Source organism: Streptomyces sp. NPDC057424 (assembly GCF_042803315.1).
Taxonomy (GTDB): Bacteria; Actinomycetota; Actinomycetes; order Streptomycetales; family Streptomycetaceae; genus Streptomyces.
On record NZ_JBHVCP010000014.1, the window covers coordinates 118,599 to 139,775 of the forward strand.

General features: G+C 69.7%; 14 protein-coding genes and 1 tRNA gene. 3 read left to right on the forward strand and 12 right to left on the reverse strand.

Features of this window, described 5'->3' with window-relative positions; all coding sequences use genetic code 11:
* Window positions 1–30: 30 nt before the first annotated feature.
* Together ACFU3E_RS14840 and ACFU3E_RS14845 are read left to right on the forward strand one after the other, a co-directional pair.
* Entirely contained in the window at window positions 31–852 is an 822-nt protein-coding gene (locus ACFU3E_RS14840; protein WP_384156770.1) for an Fpg/Nei family DNA glycosylase, read from the forward strand.
* A gap of 32 nt (window positions 853–884) precedes the next feature.
* On the forward strand, window positions 885–1,649 hold the full coding sequence (locus ACFU3E_RS14845; RefSeq protein WP_384156773.1) for an SDR family NAD(P)-dependent oxidoreductase: 765 nt from the start codon (window positions 885–887) through the stop codon (window positions 1,647–1,649).
* Window positions 1,650–1,876: 227 nt separating this feature from the next.
* Here ACFU3E_RS14845 and ACFU3E_RS14850 read toward each other — a convergent pair whose 3' ends face one another.
* The 10 genes from ACFU3E_RS14850 to ACFU3E_RS14895 all read right to left on the reverse strand — a co-directional run bounded on the left by ACFU3E_RS14850 (window position 1,877) and on the right by ACFU3E_RS14895 (window position 17,021).
* Window positions 1,877–2,158 (reverse strand): hypothetical protein, encoded by a 282-nt coding sequence (locus ACFU3E_RS14850; RefSeq protein ID WP_384156776.1) that lies wholly within the window; start codon window positions 2,156–2,158, stop codon window positions 1,877–1,879.
* Between the two features lie 202 nt (window positions 2,159–2,360).
* Window positions 2,361–2,831: a Dps family protein gene (locus ACFU3E_RS14855; protein ID WP_384156779.1), complete on the reverse strand. Its 471-nt coding sequence runs from the start codon at window positions 2,829–2,831 to the stop codon at window positions 2,361–2,363.
* A 213-nt stretch (window positions 2,832–3,044) separates the two neighbouring features.
* The gene (locus ACFU3E_RS14860; RefSeq protein ID WP_384156782.1) at window positions 3,045–3,419 is read right to left on the reverse strand and encodes a helix-turn-helix domain-containing protein; all 375 of its coding nucleotides are present in this window, start codon (window positions 3,417–3,419) and stop codon (window positions 3,045–3,047) included.
* Window positions 3,420–3,528: 109 nt separating this feature from the next.
* Window positions 3,529–4,074, reverse strand: a complete 546-nt coding sequence (locus tag ACFU3E_RS14865) for a CinA family protein (protein WP_384156785.1) — start codon at window positions 4,072–4,074, stop codon at window positions 3,529–3,531.
* Window positions 4,071–4,967 carry a CDP-diacylglycerol--glycerol-3-phosphate 3-phosphatidyltransferase gene (pgsA, locus tag ACFU3E_RS14870; RefSeq protein WP_384156788.1) on the reverse strand — a complete coding sequence of 299 codons (897 nt, stop codon included), beginning with the start codon at window positions 4,965–4,967 and terminating at the stop codon, window positions 4,071–4,073. The genes ACFU3E_RS14865 and pgsA overlap by 4 nt, the downstream gene beginning before the upstream one ends.
* Window positions 4,964–6,463 (reverse strand): 30S ribosomal protein S12 methylthiotransferase RimO, encoded by a 1,500-nt coding sequence (gene rimO / locus ACFU3E_RS14875; RefSeq protein WP_384156791.1) that lies wholly within the window; start codon window positions 6,461–6,463, stop codon window positions 4,964–4,966. Before rimO ends, pgsA begins: the two co-directional genes overlap by 4 nt.
* A 93-nt stretch (window positions 6,464–6,556) precedes the next feature.
* Entirely contained in the window at window positions 6,557–7,402 is an 846-nt protein-coding gene (locus ACFU3E_RS14880) for a helix-turn-helix domain-containing protein (RefSeq protein ID WP_384156794.1), read from the reverse strand.
* A gap of 263 nt (window positions 7,403–7,665) precedes the next feature.
* On the reverse strand, window positions 7,666–10,434 hold the full coding sequence (locus tag ACFU3E_RS14885) for a DNA translocase FtsK (protein WP_384156797.1): 2,769 nt from the start codon (window positions 10,432–10,434) through the stop codon (window positions 7,666–7,668).
* 127 nt (window positions 10,435–10,561) lie between these two features.
* On the reverse strand, window positions 10,562–11,242 hold the full coding sequence (locus tag ACFU3E_RS14890; RefSeq protein ID WP_384156800.1) for a two-component system response regulator: 681 nt from the start codon (window positions 11,240–11,242) through the stop codon (window positions 10,562–10,564).
* Between the two features lie 307 nt (window positions 11,243–11,549).
* Window positions 11,550–17,021 (reverse strand): HAMP domain-containing protein, encoded by a 5,472-nt coding sequence (locus ACFU3E_RS14895; RefSeq protein ID WP_384156802.1) that lies wholly within the window; start codon window positions 17,019–17,021, stop codon window positions 11,550–11,552.
* A gap of 380 nt (window positions 17,022–17,401) precedes the next feature.
* Between ACFU3E_RS14895 and ACFU3E_RS14900 the strand changes: the two genes are divergently transcribed.
* Window positions 17,402–20,155 (forward strand): SpoIIE family protein phosphatase, encoded by a 2,754-nt coding sequence (locus tag ACFU3E_RS14900; RefSeq protein ID WP_384156805.1) that lies wholly within the window; start codon window positions 17,402–17,404, stop codon window positions 20,153–20,155.
* Window positions 20,156–20,198: 43 nt separating this feature from the next.
* Here the strand turns inward: ACFU3E_RS14900 and ACFU3E_RS14905 are convergent.
* A tRNA-Thr gene (locus tag ACFU3E_RS14905) sits at window positions 20,199–20,274 on the reverse strand.
* 74 nt (window positions 20,275–20,348) lie between these two features.
* The gene (locus ACFU3E_RS14910; RefSeq protein WP_384156829.1) at window positions 20,349–21,011 is read right to left on the reverse strand and encodes a DegT/DnrJ/EryC1/StrS family aminotransferase; all 663 of its coding nucleotides are present in this window, start codon (window positions 21,009–21,011) and stop codon (window positions 20,349–20,351) included.
* Between the last annotated feature and the right edge of the window lie 166 nt (window positions 21,012–21,177).

Genomic DNA, 21,177 nt, shown 5'->3' on the forward strand with positions numbered 1-21,177 from the left:
AGCACCCCGCCCTCGTGCCACCCTTGACCCATGCCCGAAGGTGACACGGTCTGGCAGGCCGCGAGGCGGTTGCACGACGCCCTTGCGGGCAGGGTGCTGACCCGCAGCGACCTCAGGGTGCCCCGGTTCGCCACGGCCGACCTCACGGGCCGTACGGTCCTGGACGTCACCCCGCGTGGCAAGCACCTCCTCACCCGCATCGAGGGCGGCCTGACGCTGCACTCCCACCTGCGGATGGACGGCTCCTGGAAGGTGTACGGGAACGGCCGGCGCTGGAGCGGCGGCCCCGGCCACCAGATCCGCGCGATCCTCGGCAATCCCGACCGCACGGCCGTCGGCTACCGTCTCCCGGTCCTGGAACTCCTGCGCACCACCGACGAGCACCGCGCGGTCGGCCACCTCGGCCCCGACCTCCTCGGCCCGGACTGGAACCCCGACCGGGCTCTCGCGAACGTCCTCCAGGACCCCACCCGCGAACTCGGCGAGGCCCTGCTCGACCAGCGCAACCTCGCCGGCATCGGCAATGTCTACAAGAGCGAGCTCTGCTTCCTCCTCGGCATCACCCCCTGGCTCCCGGCAGGCGACCTGCCCGCCGACCGCGCCGCGAAGCTGCCCGCACTCGCCAAGAAGCTGCTGGAAGCCAACCGCGACCGGCCCATCCGCAGTACGACGGGCCGCCGCGGCCAGGACCTCTTCGTCTACGGCCGCGCCCCCCGCCCCTGCCTGCGCTGCCGCACCTCGATCCGCGTCGCCGACCAGGGCGACGGCTCCCGCGAACGCCCCACCTACTGGTGCCCCACCTGCCAGCCCGGACCCGCCCCCGCCTCGACACGGCGCGGTCACCTCAATTGACGACCTGTCAGAATCGCTCGTACGGTCCCTGTATGCCCGTCACGGCGTACGACCTCACCGGCCGCACCGCGTTCGTCACCGGCGCCGCGAGTGGCATCGGCCGCGCCTCGGCGCTCCTGCTCGCGGAGGCGGGTGCGACCGTGCACTGCGCGGACCGCGACGCCGAGCGCCTGCACGAGACGGCGACCCTGATCGAGAACAGCGGCGGCACCGCCCACACCCACACCCTCGACGTCACGGACCGGGCCGGGCTGAGACAGGCCCTCACCTCCTGCGAGCGCCTGGACACCCTGGCCGCGGTCGCCGGGATCATGCACAGCAGCCCGGTGCTGGAGACCCGGGACGAGGACCTGGACCGGGTTTTGAACGTCAACTTCAAGGGAGTGCTGTACGCGTGCCAGGAGGCGGCCCGCCTGATGATCGCCCGCGGCACCCGGGGCAGCATCGTCACCATGGCCTCGGGCGCCGTCGACACGGGCGGCCCGGGGCTGCTCTGCTACGGCGCGGCCAAGGCGGCGGTGGTCCAGCTGACGAAGACCCTTGCGACGGAGGTCGGCCGGCACGGCATCCGCGTCAACGCCGTCGCCCCGGGCTGGATCCGTACGCCGATGACCGACCGCCACGACAGCGGGTCCCAGGCGCACGCGGAGTCCGTCATGGCCCGCATGTCACCCTTGGGCCGTGTGGGCGAGCCCGAGGACATCGCCCACGCGGTCCTCCACCTGGCCTCCGACGCCTCGGCCTTCACCACGGGCCAGATCCTCCGCCCGAACGGAGGTGTGGCGATGCCGTGGTGAGACGGCCCACCCATGCACGCCACGCCGCGGCCTCACCGACCGCCGCACTCCTGGACGGCAGGCCCGTCGGCCACCGACACCCACACGGGCACGCAACCAACCACGCGACTCCCGAAAACCCACCGCTCTCACCGGCAGCGAGCCCCTCAGCCCCAGCCCCCAACCAAGGCAAGCCTCCGGCCCCCCGGCCACCACCCCTCACGCACCAAGCTCTCAAGCAAAACCCCCTAAACACCCCCCGACTTCACCCCCGCCGCACCCTCACCCCCAGCCCGCAGAACCCTCCGCCACCGCCCCGCCCCCACAACCCCCCGTGCCCGCCGCTTCGGCACGCAATGCACGGGCAGCACGCTCAACCCCCACCCCCCGGCCGCGACCGCCGCCTCCAGCACCCCCGCCTCGGGTACGGCCACCAGCCGCAGCACAGCCCACCACCACAGCGCCCCCAGCCCGAGCACGGCCCCGCGGACCCCCCAGCGCTGACTCCCCCTGCGCGCTATCACCGCCATGGCCGCCACCTCCAGCCCGACGCTATGCGGCCACCCGGGGCCGCGCAGAGGGCGCACCACGGGCAAACGAGCGCACCACGCCCACAGCTCAGGCCACCCAGGACGCTCGGGCCTCGCACGTGGACCCGGCCAACGCCGCCCAGCCCTCCGAGCCGAGCCGTGGCGAAACTCCCGCCCGACCCGTCACCCGCTCCCTCTTCCGTCACCCGTTCTCGGCCTGGAACATCCAATGATGCTTCTCCAGGTCCGCCGTGATCCCGATGAAGATGTCCTGGCTCACCGGATCCGGCTCACCGGTCGCCTCGACCCGCTCCCGCATCCGCGCGATCACCGCACCCAGCGCTTCGACGAGCGCACCCACGGCGGCCGTGTCGTCGACCCACCCTTCGGGGGTCACCCCGATCCCGCTGCCGACGGCCACCGTCGCGGCACGCCCGTCAGGAGAGATCCCGAGGGCCGCGGAGCGCTCGGCCACGGTGTCGGAGTACTTCCGCGCGGTGTCGACGACCTCGTCGAGCTGGAGGTGCACGGAACGGAAGCGCGGCCCCACCACGTTCCAGTGGATCTGCTTCGCCACGAGGGCGAGGTCCACCAGATCGACAAGGGCACCTTGCAGCGCCTCGGACACGGTTTTGAGGTTCGCGTCCGACAACGGGCTCTTCACGACATACATCCGCACCTCCGAGGACTGCCCCCCGCCATCCCTTCAACGATGACCGCCACACGCCATACCGGCAAACGCACACACAACGGACACAGCACGCGCGAGAAGGCACGGCACAGCGCCAGCCGGCCCCCACACAGGCGAAAACCCCGGGCGGCACCCCTCCGGGTCCTCCGGAGAGGCCCGGCCGGGGCCTCGATCATGCCGTGTGAGCGCAGAGCCTCACGCGGCGACGACGTCCACCGCTTCGGCAGGCGCCTTGATGGTCACCCGTTCCGGTGGCACACCGGTCACCGATACGGAACCAAGCATCGGGCGAACCGCCACAGGCTCGCTGGGGGTGGCCGCAGCAGACTGGGCCAGCTCGGCGAGGGCGAGCTCGTCGCTCACTTCCCGCATAAGCTCGGACATCCGTACGTCCAGCGCGTCGCAGATGGCGGAGAGCAGCTCGGAGGAAGCCTCCTTCTGCCCCCGCTCCACCTCGGAGAGATAGCCGAGTGAGACTCGGGCGGACGAGGAGACTTCGCGCAGAGTACGGCCCTGGCGCTGGCGCTGCCGACGCAGCACGTCACCCAGCAGGCGACGGAGCAGAATCATCGGTGGCTCCCTCCTCGGACCGCGTAGCCGCATCCATTACGCCCCACCGTACCGCCTTGCGCCGCGGCCGTGCGGGGAGCGATGTCGTGTTCACTCAGGGCTGCAAACATCAAAACCCCCCGTTCCGTTCCGTATCCTGTGCCCGCTCATTCCCAGTCTGTTCGCCCGCAAGCTCCTTCAGAAGCAGTGCGAGTACGCTCCGTACACTCTCTCTACGAATTTCCTCGCGGTCGCCGTTCAACCGCAGAGCCTCCACTTTTCCGCCGCCGGCAGAACCGGAATCGGCTTCGGCGGGTCCGTCCACGGCGACGAAGACCGTGCCGACGGCCTGCCCGTCCTGCGGCTCGGGGCCCGCCACACCGGTGGTCGCGATACCCCAGTCGGCACCGAGCGCCTTGCGTACACCCGCCGCCATCTCTGCCGCGACCTGCGCATCGACCGCTCCACGCGCCGCCAGCAGCGGGGCGTCGACACCGAGCAGGTCGTGCTTCAGGTCGGTGGCGTAGGCGGTCACGGAGCCCCGGAACACCTTGGACGCCCCGGGGACGGATGTGAGCTCCGCCGCAACGAGGCCACCGGTCAGCGACTCCGCGACGGCGAGCGTCTCGCCCTTCACCGTGAGTAGTCGCACCACGTCGGTGGCCGTGGAACTCACGCTTCCTTCTCCTCCAACGCGGCCTTGCGCTCGGCGATTCCCTGTCTGCGCAGCACAATGGCCTGTTTCACATAGTCGAGCCCGGTCACCACGGTCAGCACGACCGCCGCGGCCATCACCCACCACCTCAGAGTGGCCAGCCACCCCGTCAGCGCCAGGACGTACATGCCGACGGCCACGCCCTGGGTGAGGGTCTTCAGCTTGCCTCCGCGGCTGGCGGGGATGACGCCGTACCGGATGACCAGAAAACGCAGCAGGGTGACGCCGAGTTCCCGGCCGAGGATGACGCCGGTCACCCACCAGGGCAGATCACCGAGCGCGGACAGGCAGATCAGCGCCGCCCCCATGATCGCCTTGTCGGCGATGGGGTCGGCGATCTTCCCGAAGTCCGTGACCAGGTTGTACGTGCGCGCCAGATGCCCGTCGAACAGGTCGGTGATCATGGCGATGGCGAAGGCGGCCCAGGCCAGGGACCTCCACGCCGGGTCGTAACCGCCCTCGGCGAGCATCAGCACCACGAAGGCCGGTACGAGAACCAGCCGGAGCATGGTCAGGAGGTTGGCGATGTTCCAGACACTGGCCTGGTTGACGGCCGCGGCAGCGATCTTCCCGCCCCGCGGGGTCTTCCCGTCGCCCTGGGCATCGGCGCCGACGTCCTCGCCCGGAACAGTCTCACCGGCACCGGGCACCGCACCGGCGGGCCCGCCATGACTCACGCCGGACGAGGCACCGGGCCCCGCACCGGCAGTCCCGCCCTCGGCCGACCGCGCGACTGCCGCCCCCGGAACCTTCCCTGAGGCCGCCGAGGCCGCGGACGCCGCAGCGGCCGCACCTGCCGCTGCCCTCCTCGCGCCGGAGGAGCCTCCCGCCGCGGATGCCGGGACACCCGTCATCTGCCCGCCTCCTCACTCCACGCAGGCGACGCGAACGAGCCCTGCAGCGGCTCGGCCACCAGGTCGACACCCTCCGTGCCGACCACCTTCGCCTCGACCATACGGCCGACCCGCAGGCCCGCGCCGCTCGTGAGCAGCACCTGGCCGTCCGTCTCGGGCGCCTGGTGCTCCGCGCGGCCGTACACGCCGTCCTCGTCGACGGACTCGACGAGGACCCGCACGGTCTGGCCGACCCGGTCCTCGGCCCGCTGCGACACGAGTTCCTCGGCGATGCGCGAGATGTGGGCCAGCCGCTCGGCGACGACGTCCTCGTCGAGCTTGCTGTCGTAGGTCGCCGCCTCGGTGCCCTCCTCGTCGGAGTAGCCGAAGACGCCGATGGCGTCCAGCCGCGCGCCGCTCAGGAACCGCTCCAGCTCGGCGAGGTCGGCCTCGCTCTCCCCGGGGAAGCCGACGATGAAGTTGGAGCGCACACCCGCCTCGGGCGCCTTGCTGCGGATGGTGTCGAGCAGTTCCAGGAACCGGTCGGTGTCGCCGAATCGGCGCATCGCGCGCAGCACGCCGGGCGCGGAGTGCTGGAAGGACAGGTCGAAGTAGGGCGCGACCTTCGGGGTCGAGGTCAGCACGTCGATGAGGCCGGGCCGCATCTCGGCCGGCTGGAGGTAGCTGACGCGGACGCGCTCGATGCCGTCGACCTCGGCGAGCTCCGGCAGCAGCGACTCCAGCAGGCGGATGTCGCCGAGGTCCTTGCCGTAGGAGGTGTTGTTCTCGGAGACCAGCATGATCTCCTTCACGCCCTGCTCGGCCAGCCAGCGCGTCTCGTTGAGCACGTCGCTGGGGCGGCGGGAGATGAAGGAGCCGCGGAAGGAGGGGATGGCGCAGAAGGAGCAGCGGCGGTCGCAGCCGGAGGCGAGCTTCACGGAGGCCACCGGGGAACCGCCCAGACGGCGGCGCAGGGGCGCCCGCGGGCCGGAGGCCGGGGCGAGGCCCTCCGGAAGATCCGCCGGCGCGACGGCGGGCTCGGCCGGGGCGTGCCCGGGCAGTGCGACCTCGGTCGCCGACTCCTGGCGCTCAGCCGGGCTGATCGGCAGCAGCTTGCGCCGGTCGCGCGGGGTGTGCGAGGCGTGGATACCGCCGTTGAGGATGGTCTGGAGGCGGTCCGAGATGTCGGCGTAGTCGTCGAATCCGAGTACGCCGTCGGCCTCGGGGAGGGCGTCGGCGAGGTCCTTGCCGTACCGCTCGGCCATGCAGCCCACCGCCACGACGGCCTGGGTTCTGCCGTGCCCCTTGAGGTCGTTGGCTTCCAGAAGGGCGTCGACGGAGTCCTTCTTGGCGGCTTCGACGAAGCCGCAGGTGTTCACGACAGCGACGTCCGCTGCCTCGGCGTCCTCCACGAGCTGCCAGCCGTCCGCCTCCAAACGGCCTGCGAGCTCCTCCGAGTCCACCTCGTTACGGGCGCAGCCAAGGGTGACGAGTGCGACGGTACGGCGTTCAGGCATGGGCTCAAGACTACTTCGTCCCGGTGACACCCCACGTCGACGGGGTTGGCCGTTTCCCGGCCAACCCCGCATCAACTGGACCTTTCGGACGGTTCACCCGGCCTCGGGGTCGCCCTTCGTGTACGTCAGGTGTTCGACAGAGCCCGGCCGGAAGTTCTCCTCGATCTTCTTGCCGTTGACGAAGAGGTCGATCACGCCGGCGTCTCCGATGACGAGCTGGACCTTCGAGCTGTCCTGGAAGGTCTTGCTGTCGCCCTGCTTGATGAGGCCGTCGAAGATCATCCGGCCGTTGTGGTCCTTTGCCGCGACCCAGCTCTCGTCGTCGACGGCACTGACCCGGACGGTCACCTTGTCCTGCGGGACGGCCGCGATGGCGCTGTCGGACGGCTCGGGCTTGGGGGCGGCGGGCTTCTTGGTCTTGGTGGTCGGGGAGGCGGAGTCGCCAGGCGTGGGGCCCTCGGCCACGTTCGCCTCGTTGCCGCTGTCGTCACCCTGGAACATCGTGAAGCCGACGAAACCGATCACGGCGACGATGGCGGCGACCATGGCCGCGGTCCAGTTGGGCCCGCGCCGCTCCGGACGGATGCGTTCCGCCTCGAAGAGAGGAGCGGCCGGGGTGGGTGCCGGACGCCCGCCGTGCTCGTCGCCGTACTGGGCGAGCAGCGGCCCGGGATCGAGGCGGACAGCCCTGGCCAGGGTCCTGATGTGCCCACGGGCGTAGACGTCCCCACCGCAGGGCGAGAAGTCGTCCGCCTCGATCGCGTGCACGATGTTCATACGGACCCGGGTGGCGCTACTGACGTCGTCGACGGTCAGCCCGGCGGCGATACGAGCCTGCCGCAGGGCACTACCGATGGAGGGGCGGGCTTCCTCGCGGTCTGCTTCGACGTGCTCGTTCTCGAACGGACGCTCGTCGTCAGGGGAGTTGCCGATGGACACGGGGACGCCTTTCGAGCGTGTAGCCGCCTGTGCTGGAAGTTCAGTCTAGGGGGGTACCAAAAGGGTGGGGCAACCGGGCGGTGTCACTTTGTACGCCATCGGAATGGCCTGACATTCCGATGGTGGGTTCGTCACTTGTCGCTTCCCTCAACTTGACGTACGTCGAAGGGAAACGGTTGCTCGATGATCCCTCACGGATAAGTCACGATCCGGACACCCGATTGCCGTAACGCCCCGTGAGACGATCACCGTGTTCCGGTGCCCTACTCTTCAGACTCCCCCCGGATCAGGGCGAGCACGCCATCCAGCTCATCAGGCTTCACAAGAACGTCACGAGCCTTCGAACCCTCGCTCGGTCCGACGATGTTCCGGGACTCCATCAGGTCCATCAGCCGGCCGGCCTTGGCGAAGCCGACGCGCAGTTTGCGCTGGAGCATGGACGTCGACCCGAACTGCGTGGAGACGACCAGCTCGGCCGCCTGGCACAGCAGGTCGAGGTCGTCGCCGATGTCCTCGTCGATCTCCTTCTTCTGCTTGGTGCCGACGACGACGTCGTCCCGGAAGACCGGCGTCATCTGGTCCTTGCAGTGCCGGACGACGCCCGCGATCTCCTCCTCGGTGACGAAGGCGCCCTGCATACGGGTGGGCTTGTTGGCCCCCATGGGCAAGAACAGTCCGTCGCCCTTGCCGATGAGCTTCTCGGCGCCCGGCTGGTCGAGGATGACGCGCGAGTCGGCCAGCGAGGACGTGGCGAACGCCAGCCGGGACGGGACGTTCGCCTTGATCAGGCCGGTGACGACGTCCACCGACGGCCGCTGCGTGGCGAGCACCAGGTGGATGCCGGCCGCGCGCGCGAGCTGTGTGATGCGCACGATGGCGTCCTCGACGTCACGCGGCGCGACCATCATCAGGTCGGCGAGCTCGTCGACGATGACCAGGAGGTACGGGTAGGGCTGGAGCTCGCGCTCGCTGCCCTCGGGCGGCTTGACCTTCCCCTCGCGCACGGCCCGGTTGAAGTCGTCGATGTGCCGGTAGCCGTAGGCCGCCAGGTCGTCGTAGCGCAGGTCCATCTCGCGTACGACCCACTGGAGCGCCTCGGCGGCCCGCTTGGGGTTGGTGATGATCGGCGTGATCAGGTGCGGGATGCCCTCGTAGGCGGTCAGTTCGACCCGCTTGGGGTCGACCAGGATCATCCGGACGTCCTCGGGGGTCGCCCGCATCATGACCGAGGTGATCAGACAGTTGATGCAGGACGACTTGCCGGAACCGGTGGCGCCGGCGACCAGTATGTGCGGCATCTTCGCCAGCGAGTGCATGACGTAGCCGCCCTCGACGTCCTTGCCGAAGGCGACCAGCATCGGGTCGTCGTCCTCGGCGGACTCCGCGAGCCGCAGGACGTCGCCGAGGTTGACCATCTCCCGGTCGGTGTTGGGGATCTCGATGCCGACCGCGGACTTGCCGGGGATCGGGCTGATGATCCGCACGTCCGGGCTGGCGACGGCGTAGGCGATGTTCTTGGTCAGCGCGGTGATCCGCTCGACCTTCACGGCGGGGCCGAGCTCGACCTCGTAGCGCGTGACCGTCGGCCCGCGGGTGAAGCCGGTGACACTGGCATCCACCTTGAACTCGGTGAAGACCGTCGTCAGCGACTCGACGATGAGGTCGTTGGCGGCGCTGCGGGCCTTGCCCGGGCCACCGCGCTCCAGGAGGTCCAGCGACGGCAGGGAGTACGTGATGTCGCCGGAGAGCTGGAGCTGCTCCGCGCGCGGGGGCAGGTCGCGGGGTTCGGAGGGCGGGGCCTTGGTGAGGTCGCGGACGCCCGCCCTCGGTTTCTGCGGCTCGGGCTTGCCCTGCTCGGGCTTGTGCGGCTCGGGCTTGTCCTTCTTGAGCCTCTCCTGCTGGGGGCGCGCGCCCGGGACGGGCGTCGGGGTGGTCGCGTCCTGGTCCCCCACCCGTACGCCCTGGGTGAGGTCGGCGACGATCGGCGAGGGCGGCATGCCGTGCAGCACGGCCCCGTCGAGCGCGGCGGCGGCCGCCGCGGCGACGTCCACGGCGTCCCTGGGCCGGTCCATGTCGGGCTGCGGCACCGCCGAACGGCGGGGGCGGCCACGACGCCGCGAGAGCGCCTCCTGCTCGGTGGCGTCCGGGTCGTACGCCTCGGGCGCCGGAGCGCGCCTGCCACGCGAGCGCGCGGGCAGCGCCTCGCGCCACTGCTCCTCGTAACGCTCGTCGTCCTCGGCGAAACCGAACTCGTCCTCGGCCGGGTCGCGGACGATCCCCAGACGCACCCCGAGCGTCCGCAGCCGCTGCGGAATGGCGTTGACCGGAGTGGCCGTGACGACGAGCAGCCCGAAGACGGTCAGCAGCACCAGCAGCGGCACGGCGAGCACATCACCCATGGCGTACGACAGCGGAGTCGCCATGGCCCAGCCGATGAGACCGCCGGCGTCCCTTATGGCCTGCATGCCGTCGCCGCGGGCGGGTGAACCGCAGGCGATGTGGACCTGGCCGAGCACGCCGATGACGAGTGCGGACAGGCCGATGACGATGCGTCCGTTGGCCTCGGGCTTCTCCGGGTGGCGGATGAAGCGCACGGCGATGACGGCGAGGAGTATCGGCACGAGCAGGTCGAGCCGGCCGAAGGCACCGGTCACCAGGATCTCGACGAGGTCACCCACCGGGCCCTTGAGATCGGCCCAGGTGCCCGCGGCGACGATCAGCGCGATGCCGAGCAGCAGCAGAGCGACACCGTCCTTGCGGTGGGCCGGGTCGAGGTTCTTGGCTCCCTGCCCTATGCCGCGGAACACGGCACCGACCGCGTGCGCCACTCCGAGCCACACGGCGCGTACGAGCCGGTAGATGCCACCGGTGGGGCTGGGGGCCGGTTTGGGCGCGACCTTCTTGGCCGCGGCCTTCCTGGCGGTCGCCTTCTTCGCGGGAGCCTTCTTGGCGGCGGCCTTCTTCGCCGGAGCCTTCGCGGCCGCCTTCTTCGCGGGCGGCGGCTTCTTGGCTGCGGAGGGACGTGAGGCCATGGGTGTGAGGTTACCGGTGGAGACGACAGGGGACACGTGTGTCTACGGCTTCACCCGTTCGTGTCGCTCCGGGAGAGGCGCGAAACTGACGCGCGGTCACGGGTGGACAACCCCGTCTGCGCACGCGTCAGTTCTGCGAGGACACCGAGGAGGTGCTCCCGGTGCCCGGTTCCAGCGCGTCCAGCGCCCGCCGCAACCCCGTGAGCTTGCGCTCCAGATGAGCCGCCGTGGCCACCGCGGCGGCGTCCGTCGAGTCGTCGTTGAGCTGCTTGGTCAGCGCCTCGGCCTGCTCCTCGACGGCCGCGAGCCGTGCGGAGAGCTCCGCGAGCAGGCCGGCCGACTCCGTGGCCTCGGCGCCCGCGTCCTTGCCGTTGCCCTCCAACTGGAGCCGCAGCAGGGACGCCTGCTCACGCAGCTGGCAGTTCTTCATGTACAGCTCGACGAAGACGGAGACCTTCGCGCGCAGCACCCACGGATCGAACGGCTTGGAGATGTAGTCCACCGCACCCGCCGCATAGCCCCGGAAGGTGTGGTGCGGGCCGTGGTTGATCGCCGTGAGGAAGATGATCGGGATGTCCCGGGTCCGCTCGCGGCGCTTGATGTGCGCGGCCGTCTCGAAGCCGTCCATACCGGGCATCTGAACGTCCAGCAGGATGACCGCGAAGTCGTCCGTGAGTAGCGCTTTGAGTGCTTCCTCCCCGGACGATGCCCGCACCAGCGTCTGATCGAGCGCAGAGAGGATCGCCTCCAGCGCCAGCAGATTCTCCGGCCGGTCATCGACCAGGAGGATCTTGGCCTTCTGCACCATGGCCCGCCCTCCTCGCCCCGGCGTGGGGCCTCCCCTGTCCGCAGGACCTGCAACAGCACCGGTGGGTGCCGCCCCAGGGGGCGACTCCCTTGCGCCGCCCGTCCTTGTGCCGGTCATCGTAGCCGCACCCTGCCCGTCGCCACACCCTGTCACCGTGATGTCACTGTGCACGTAGCAGAAACGCAGCAGGAGACCAGAAGGTTCCCCAGATCTTGTACTTCTACACGACTATGCGCACACCGAGTCGGCAACTCCGTGTGAACACCGAACCTTCCCGTCATGCTCGCGCAACTACCCAGCATTCCCCTCATTCCCCTCGCATCCACTGGTCCATCACCGCCAGCAGGTGATCGGGGTCGACCGGCTTCGTCACGTAGTCGGAAGCGCCCGACTCGATCGCCTTCTCGCGGTCGCCCTTCATCGCCTTCGCGGTCAGCGCGATGATCGGCAGCCCGGCGAACTGCGGCATCCTGCGGATCGCCGTGGTCGTCGCGTACCCGTCCATCTCGGGCATCATGATGTCCATCAGCACGACCGCCACGTCGTCGTGCTGCTCCAGGACCTCGATCCCCTCCCGGCCGTTCTCCGCGTACAGCACGGACAGGCCGTGCTGCTCCAGGACACTGGTCAGGGCGAACACGTTGCGGATGTCGTCGTCGACGATCAGGACCTTCTGACCGCCGAACCGGATGCCGCGGTTCGGCCTCGGCGCCGGCTGCTGCTCGGGCGGCGTCCACTGCTCGAGCTGGGCGGGGGGCGGCGGCAGCTCCGACATCCTGCGGCGCCGCCGGAACAGAGCGGCCGGACCGTTCTGCGTCTCGCGGTACGACGTCACCTCGGCCGGCGTCTCGGCCTCCACGTCCGACAGCTCGGACGGGTCGGAGGTCGACGCCACAAGGTCGCCGGCCTCCAGGGCGGGCAGCTGCTGCTGGTAGCCCTGCGGCGGCAGTTCAGTGGGGTACAGCGGCAGATACAGCGTGAACGTCGAGCCACGGCCCGGCTCGCTCTGCGCGTAAATCTCACCGCCGAGCAGCTGCGCGATCTCCCGGGAGATGGACAGCCCGAGGCCTGTACCGCCGTACTTGCGGCTGGTGGTGCCGTCGGCCTGCTTGAACGCCTCGAAGATCACCCGCATCTTGCTGGACGCGATACCGATCCCGGTGTCGGTCACGGAGAACGCGATCAGCCCGGCGTCCGGATCCGTCAGCGACCCGGTCTCCAGCAGCTGCTCCCGGATCTTCTGCGGCACATCGTCCCGCGCCGGCCTGATGACCAGCTCCACCGACCCGGAGTCGGTGAACTTCACCGCGTTCGACAGCAGGTTGCGCAGCACCTGCAGCAGCCGCTGCTCGTCGGTGTGCAGCGTCGCGGGCAGCTCCGGCGAGACCCGCACGGACAGGTCGAGGCCCTTCTCCGCGGTCAGCGGGCGGAAGGTGGCCTCCACGTAGTCCACGAGCTGGACGAGCGCGATCCGCGTCGGGGAGACGTCCATCTTGCCCGCCTCGACCTTCGACAGGTCGAGGATGTCGTTGATGAGCTGGAGCAGGTCCGAACCGGCCCCGTGGATCGTCTCGGCGAACTCGACCTGCTTCGGGGAGAGATTCCCCTCGGCGTTGTCGGCGAGCAGCTTGGCCAGGATCAGCAGCGAGTTGAGCGGCGTACGCAGCTCGTGCGACATGTTCGCCAGGAACTCGCTCTTGTAGCGCATCGACACCGCGAGCTGCTCCGCGCGCTCCTCCAGGACCTGCCGCGCCTCCTCGATCTCGGTGTTCTTCACCTCGATGTCGCGGTTCTGCTGGGCCAGCAGTTCGGCCTTCTCCTCCAGTTCGGCGTTGGACGCCTGGAGGGCCTTCTGCCGCTGCTCCAACTCGGCCGAGCGCTCACGCAGCTGCTCGGTCAGCTCCTGCGACTGCGCCAGCAGCAGCTCGGTCTTGGTGTTGACGGAGATGGTGTTGACGCTCGTCGCGATCATCTCGGCGATCTGGTTGAGGAAGTCCTTCTGGATCTGCGTGAACGGGGTGAAGGACGCCAGCTCGATGACCCCGAGCACCTTCCCCTCGAACAGCACCGGCAGCACGATCACCTGCGCGGGCGGCGCCTCACCGAGCCCCGAGGAGATCTTCAGATAACCGCTCGGCGCGTTCTCCACCAGGATCGTGCGCTTCTCCGTGGCGGCCGTCCCGATCAGCGCCTCACCGGGCTCGAACGACGTCGGCATCGAGCCCATCGAGTAGCCGTAACTGCCGAGCATGCGCAGCTCGTACTGGTCGTCGTCCGCGGCGTTCATGTCCTCGCCGTCGACGAGCGGCATGGCCAGGAAGAACGCGCCGTGCTGCGCGGAGACCACCGGCGTCAGCTCGCTCATGATCAGCGAGGCCACGTCCTCCAGGTCGCGGCGGCCCTGCATCAGCGCGGAGATCCGGGCCAGGTTGCCCTTGAGCCAGTCCTGCTCCTTGTTCGCGATCGTGGTGTCACGCAGGTTGGCGATCATCTTGTTGATGTAGTCCTGGAGCTCCTGGATCTCCCCGGACGCGTCCACGTCGATCTTCAGGTTCAGATCGCCGCGGGTCACCGCGGTCGCCACCCGCGCGATGGCACGCACCTGCCGGGTCAGGTTCCCGGCCATCTCGTTCACCGACTCGGTCAGGTCACGCCAGGTGCCGTCCACGTCACGCACACGCGCCTGGCCGCCGAGCGCCCCTTCCGTGCCCACCTCGCGGGCGACCCGGGTGACCTCCTCCGCGAAGGACGACAGCTGGTCGACCATCGTGTTGATGGTCGTCTTCAGCTCCAGGATCTCGCCGCGCGCGTCGATGTCGATCTTCTTCGTCAGGTCACCCTTGGCGATGGCCGTGGTCACCATGGCGATGTTGCGCACCTGGCCGGTCAGGTTGGACGCCATCTGGTTCACGGACTCGGTCAGGTCCTTCCACGTACCGGCCACACCGGGTACGTGCGCCTGGCCGCCGAGGATGCCGTCCGTCCCCACCTCACGGGCCACCTTGGTGACCTGCTCGGCGAACGAACTCAGCGTCTTCACCATCGTGTTGATGGTGTCGGCGAGCTGCGCGACCTCACCGCGCGCCTCGATGGTGACCTGCCGCGTCAGGTCACCGTTGGCGACCGCCGCCGAGACCTGGGAGATGTTCCGCACCTGAGTGGTGAGGTTCTTCGCCATCAGGTTGACGTTGTCGCTCAGGTCCTTCCAGATTCCCGTGACACCCGGCACGTGCGCCTGCCCGCCCAGGATGCCCTCGGTGCCCACCTCACGGGCCACCCGGGTCACCTGCTCGGCGAAGGAGGAGAGCTGGTCCACCATCGTGTTGACGGTCGTGACCAGCTCGAGGATCTCGCCCTTGGCGTCGACGGTGATCTTCTTCGACAGGTCACCCCGGGCCACCGCGGTCGTGACCTCGGCGATGTTGCGCACCTGAATCGTCAGGTTGTTCGCCATGCCGTTCACGGACTGGGTGAGGTCCTTCCAGGTGCCGGAGACGCCCTGCACCTCGGCCTGACCGCCCAGGATGCCCTCCGTCCCCACCTCACGGGCCACACGCGTGACCTCTTCGGCGAACGAGGACAGCTGGTCCACCATCGTGTTCAGGGTGTTCTTCAGCTCCAGGATCTCCCCGCGCGCGTCCACGGTGATCTTCTGGGACAGGTCACCGCGGGCCACCGCCGTGGCCACCTGGGCGATGTTGCGCACCTGGCCGGTCAGGTTGGACGCCATGCCGTTCACGGAGTCCGTCAGGTCCCGCCACACACCGGCCACGCCCGGCACCTGTGCCTGACCGCCCAGCCGGCCGTCCGTGCCCACCTCGCGCGCGACCCGGGTCACCTGGTCGGCGAAGGCCGAGAGCTGGTCGACCATCGTGTTGATGGTGTTCTTCAGCTCGAGGATCTCCCCGCGCGCGTCGACGTCGATCTTCTGCGACAGGTCACCCCGCGCCACGGCCGTCGTCACCTGCGCGATGTTGCGCACCTGTGAAGTGAGGTTCCCGGCCATCGAGTTGACGGAGTCGGTGAGCTCCTTCCAGGTGCCCGAGACACCGTCCACCCGGGCCTGACCGCCCAGGCGGCCCTCCGTGCCCACGTCCCGGGCCATCCGCGTCACCTGGTCGGCGAAACTCGACAGCTGGTCCACCATCGTGTTCACGGTGTTCTTCAGCTTGAGCATCTCGCCGGAGACATCGACGGTGACCTTCTGCGAGAGGTCGCCGTTGGCCACCGCCGTCGTCACCTGGGCGATGTTCCTCACCTGTCCGGTGAGGTTCCGGAACGCCGTGTTGACGGAGTCCGTCAGGTCCTTCCACGTTCCGGCCGCGCCCGGCACCTGCGCCTGGCCACCCAGCTCACCCTCGACACCGATCTCCCGCGCCACACGCGTCACTTCGGCACCGAAGGCGGACAGCTGATCGACCATCGTGTTGACGGTGTTCTTCAGCTCCAGCATCTCGCCGGCCACGTCGACCGTGACCTTCTGCGACAGATCACCATTGGCCACCGCCGTCGTCACGGCCGCGATGTCCCGCACCTGAGTGGTCAGATTCCGGAAGACCGTGTTCACCGAATCGGTGAGGTCCTTCCACGTCCCCGCCGCACCCGGCACGTTCGCCTGACCGCCCAGACGCCCCTCGGCCCCGACCTCGTTGGCCACACGCGTGACCTCGTCCGCGAAGATCCGCAGCGTCTCGGTCATCTGGTTGATCGTCTCGGCGAGCTGCGCGACCTCGCCCCGCGCCGGAACGGTCACCTTCCGCGACAGATCACCGTTGGCGACCGCGGTCGTGACCTCCGCGATCCCGCGCACCTGGGCCGTGAGGTTCCCGGCCATGGTGTTCACCGAATCGGTGAGCTCCTTCCACACACCGTCGACCCCGGGCACCTGCGCCTGCCCGCCCAGAGCGCCCTCGGTGCCCACCTCACGGGCCACCCGGGTCACCTCGGAGGAGAACGCCGACAGCTGGTCCACCATCGTGTTGACGGTGTTCTTCAGCTCCAGCATCTCGCCGGCCACCTGAACCGTGACCTTCCGGGACAGATCACCCTTGGCGACCGCCGTCGTCACCAGCGCGATGTCCCGCACCTGAGCGGTGAGCCGGTACGCCATCGTGTTGACGGAGTCCGTCAGGTCCCGCCACGAGCCCGACATGCCCCGCACCCGAGCCTGCCCGCCCAGCTTGCCCTCGGTGCCCACCTCACTGGCCACACGCGTGACCTCGTCGGTGAACGTCGAGAGCTGGTCGACCAGGTTGTTGACGGTCCGCCCGACCTTCAGGAACTCGCCGCGCAGCGGCTGACTGTTCCCGTCCGGCACCTGTGTCCGCAGCTCCATGCGGGGCGACAGATCGCCCTCCGCCACCGCGGACAGCACCCGCCCGACCTCGGAAACCGGCCGCACGAGGTCGTCCACCAGGGCGTTCGAGTTGTCGATCGCCGTCGCCCAGGAACCCTCACAGGCACCCGTCTCCAGCCGCTCGGTGAGCTTGCCCTCACGGCCCACCATCCGCCGCACCCGCGACAGCTCACCCGTCAGATGCAGATTGCGGTCGGCCACCTCGTTGAAGACCGCCGCGATCTCGGCCATCACGCCGTCCCCGGAGACCGTGAGCCGCTTGCGGAAGTTCCCGTCCCGCATCGACACCAGGGCAGCCATGAGCCGGTTCAGGGCCGCCGTGTCCACCTCGGTCGTGCCACTACGCACCTTGCCCTGGTTGATCGGGGACTGTCCGCCCTTCGCGCGCGTCTTCTTGCCACGCGTCGCTGCGCCAGACTCCACTGTGTCCCTCCCGCAGGGGTCGACCGTCTCTGCTGTGCTCGGGTACCACGCTCGGCGTACCAGTTACTACTGCGTATTCTCTGCCCTGCATACCAGGCCGCTTTCCAGGGGCTGCTGCCCAAGGTCGACCTCGTGCACACAGCCTGCCCTGACCTTCACAGGTAGCTTGCCCAGTGTTTCACCCCGGCCGAACCAGGCCATAACAGTTCGGCAGCTTCGCACATCGTCCGCACACCCTCCGGGCGGAAACACTGCAGACCGGCATCCGCATGGACCGCGAAGGTAAGTAACCTTGCATCCGGCTGTCCAGCCGCGCCGGTCCGTCCGGCCTGGGCGGTGGCACGAAGACGAGCGGGCATCGGAGGGGCGGCCGCACACACATGACCACCGGACTGATCCCGGGGGGACAGCCCCCGGACCCCCGGCCGACGGGCGCCCTGCCGCAACAGCGGCACGAGCCGGCCGGCCACGCAGCCCAGCACGTCGAGAACCGGTCGAGGAGTTCTGTGATCACCGCGCGCGCGGCCGCCAGTTTCGAGCCCGTCGGGCGATCGGTCGCGAGCGCCCGCTCCTTCGTCCGCGACACCCTCCAGGGCTGGGGCTTCGCCGACATCGTCGACGACGCCGTCGTTCTCACCAGCGAACTGGTGACCAACGCCGTGGTCCACGCCGGCACCTCCGCCGACGTCCTGTGCCTGCGCAGCGACGAGGGCGCGCGCATCGAGGTGGCCGACCGCTACCCCGAGCGCGAAATCCCCCTCCAGGGCACCGCGGTCAACATGGGCAGCCCCGACCGCGAGGGAGGCCGCGGCCTCCAGCTCTGCGCGGCACTCGCAGGCCGCTGGGGCGTCGAGTACACCCCCGCCCACAAGACCGTCTGGTTCCAGCTGAACCTGCCCGCACGCGCGGTGGGCACCCGCGCGGCCGGACCGGCCCTCCCCTCCGACCTCCTCCCGCTCGCCGACGGCCGGGTCCGCGTGGCCGTCGTCCAGATCGACCGCACCGGCCACATCAGCGCCTGGAACGAGGACGCCGAGGAGCTCTTCGGCTACCCGGCCGAGCAGGTCACCGGCAAGCCCCTGACCGACCTCGCGGCCTGGCCGCACACCCCGGGCACCAGCACCGGTATCGCGGAGGCCCTCCGGCTCTCCCGCTGGGAAGGCAGCTACGGCATCCGTGCCGCCACCGGCCGCGTCACCCCCGTCTACGCCTCCCACCTGCGTGTCCGCGACACCGGCGGCGAACCGTCAACCGTGTGCCTCCTGGTACGGGACCACGAACGGGCAGTTCTGCAGACGCCCCTGCGTGTCCCCGCCTCCGACACCTCGAGCGGCTCCGAGGGCCAGAGCACCGACCCCTTCGAGGTCTTCATCGGCTCCCCCGCCCCGGACGACCTCGACGGCCTGCTTCAGCGCACGGTCGAACGCGCCCGCGACATGCTCGACGGCGACTCGGCGTTTCTCCTGCTGGCCACGGACGACGAGACGGAACTGGAAGTCCGCGCCTCCACCGGCCTCCCCTCCGCCCGCCAGCGTTTCGCCCGCGTCCCCGTCGAGGCGGGCCCCGGGCGCTACGGCTCGGCCCGCATGCCCGCCGTCCACGACGACCTGACCGCGGTCCCCGGCGCGGTTCCGCTGCTGAACGGCACGGGCATGCGCTCGGTCGTCACGGTCCCACTGAAGGTCGAGGGCCGCCTCACCGGCTCCCTCGGCGTCGCCGCCGAGGCCCCCGCCAGATACTCCAACGAGGAGGCCCTGCGCCTCCAGTTCGCCGCCGACCGCATCGCCCTCGCCGTCGAATCGGCCCGCCTGGGCGAGCTGGAGCGCCTGCGCCGAGGTTCCCTCAGCTTCCTCGTCGAGGCATCCGACCTGCTGGCCGGCACCCTGGACCGCGACCAGACTCTTGCCCTGATGGCCCAGATGACGGTCCCGACTCTCGCCACCTGGTGCGCCGTGTACACGATCGCCGACCAGGCTTCCGAGCCCTACCTCTCCTACGTCCTGCACGAGGACGAGGAACTGATCGACGGCATCAAGTCCCTGCTGTCGAAGGTTCCCTCCCCCGACCCGGTTCCCACTCCCGGCGCCCGCGTCTGGACGGCCCCCGGCGAGGTGGCCCACCAGGCGGCCCTGCGCAGCTCCATGCGCAGCCTCGGCCTCAGCGGCAGCCCGACCCGCCAGGTCACCCCCGGCATCGGCCCCACCCTCGCCACCGCCTCCGCCGTCGGCGGCGAGACCGTGGTTCTCCCCTTGGTCGCCCGCAACCGCGTCATCGGCATGCTGACCCTCGGCAAGCCGACCGACGAACACTTCCGCCAGGAGATCCTGGAACTCGCCGAGGACCTCTCACGCCGGGCCGCCCTAGCCCTGGACAACGCCCGCCTCTACTCGGAACGCACCGCGATCAGCCAGGCCCTCCAGCGCAGCCTCCTGCCCCCGGAGCTGCCGCTGATCGACGGCGTCGAGGTGGAGGTCATCTATCGCGCAGCCGGCGAGGGCAATGAGGTAGGCGGCGACTTCTACGACGTCTTCCCCATCCGCGACGGTGCCTACGGCTTCGCCATCGGCGACGTCTGCGGCACGGGCCCGAACGCGGCGGCGGTCACGGGCCTGGCCCGCCATGCCCTGCGCCTCCTGGCCCGCGAGGGCCTCAGCGGCCCGGCGGTCCTGGAGCGCCTCAACTCCGCGATCCTCGACGAAGGCGCCCGCAGCCGCTTCCTCACTCTCCTCTACGGCGAGATGCGCCCCCAGGAAGACGGCAGCGCGGAACTGAAGGTGGTCTGCGCCGGCCACCCGCTCCCGCTGCGTCTGCGCCAGGACGGCTCGGTCGAACCCGCCGCGGAGCCCCAGCCGCTCCTCGGCGTCATCGAGGATCTGGAGCTTTACGAGCAGACCGTCACCCTCGACCCGGGCGATGTCCTCCTGTGCGTCACGGACGGCGTCACCGAACGCCGTGAGGGCGCCCGCATGCTCGGCGACGACGGCCTCGCCGACGTCCTCACGACCTGCACGGGCCTGACGGCCGGCGCGGTGGCGGCCCGCATCATGCGCGCGGTGGAACGCTTCGCGTCGGACGCCCCTTCGGACGACATGGCGATCCTGGCGATGCGCGTCCCGGGCCTGCACCAGGACTAGGAGAACGAAAAAGGCCCCACCTGTGAGGGTGGGGCCTTTTTGCTGGAGCCCCCAAGCGGAATCGAACCGCTGACCTTCTCCTTACCATGGAGACGCTCTACCGACTGAGCTATAGGGGCCTGTCGCTCTGCGAGGTCCCCCTCGCGGCAACGGAATAGATCATACCCTGAACAGACCCGTGCTCCCAACCACGTCAGTAGGCAGGCTGGAGGAGCCCTCCGAGGGCATTGCACGCGGATACGGTCCGCTGCATGTCCCGCTTGGTCAGTGACGCGTCGACGGGCAGCGCAAGCGTCTCGTCCGAAGCCCGCTCGGTCTCCGGAAGCGAAACACACCGCCGGAACTCGGACAGCCGGTGCACGGGCGTCTTCACCGGCACCCGGCACTCAACTCCCCTGGCCCGCACGGCCCGCGCGAAGGCATCCCTATCGGGTCGCCCATTGCCCGGAACCCGCACGACGTACTGCTGATAGGTGTGCCCGTCTCCGTCGTCCGGAGTCCGCACACCCCTCAACTTGGCATCGAGATAGGCCGCGCGCTCCCTGCGCTGGGCTATTTCGTCGCAGGGCGCCTCGGACTCCGCCTGCTCCAGCACCAGCAGCCCGTGCCGCTGCCCGAGGGCGTGCAGCCGAGCGATGTCGGCGAGCCGGCCGAAGCGGTGTACGACCACCACGGCTGCGGTCCGCGAGGTGACGGCGGCTTCCACGGCAGCGGCGTCGAGGCAGTAGGTGGCGGGGTCGATGTCGGCGAACACCGGCAGCGCCCCGGCCATGGCCACGGCCTCGGCGACCTCGACGTTCCCGAAGGCCGGCACGACGACCTCGTCACCGAGTCCGACACCGGCGGCCCTGAGCATTGCAGCAGTACCCATGCTGTGGATGCTCGTTGCACAACGTGAACTTCAAGTAACGGGCAACAAAAAAGGGTTGGACCCGGAACCGAAGTTCCAGGTCCAACCCTTTCAATGATTGTTCGGCGGCGTCCTACTCTCCCACAGGGTCCCCCCTGCAGTACCATCGGCG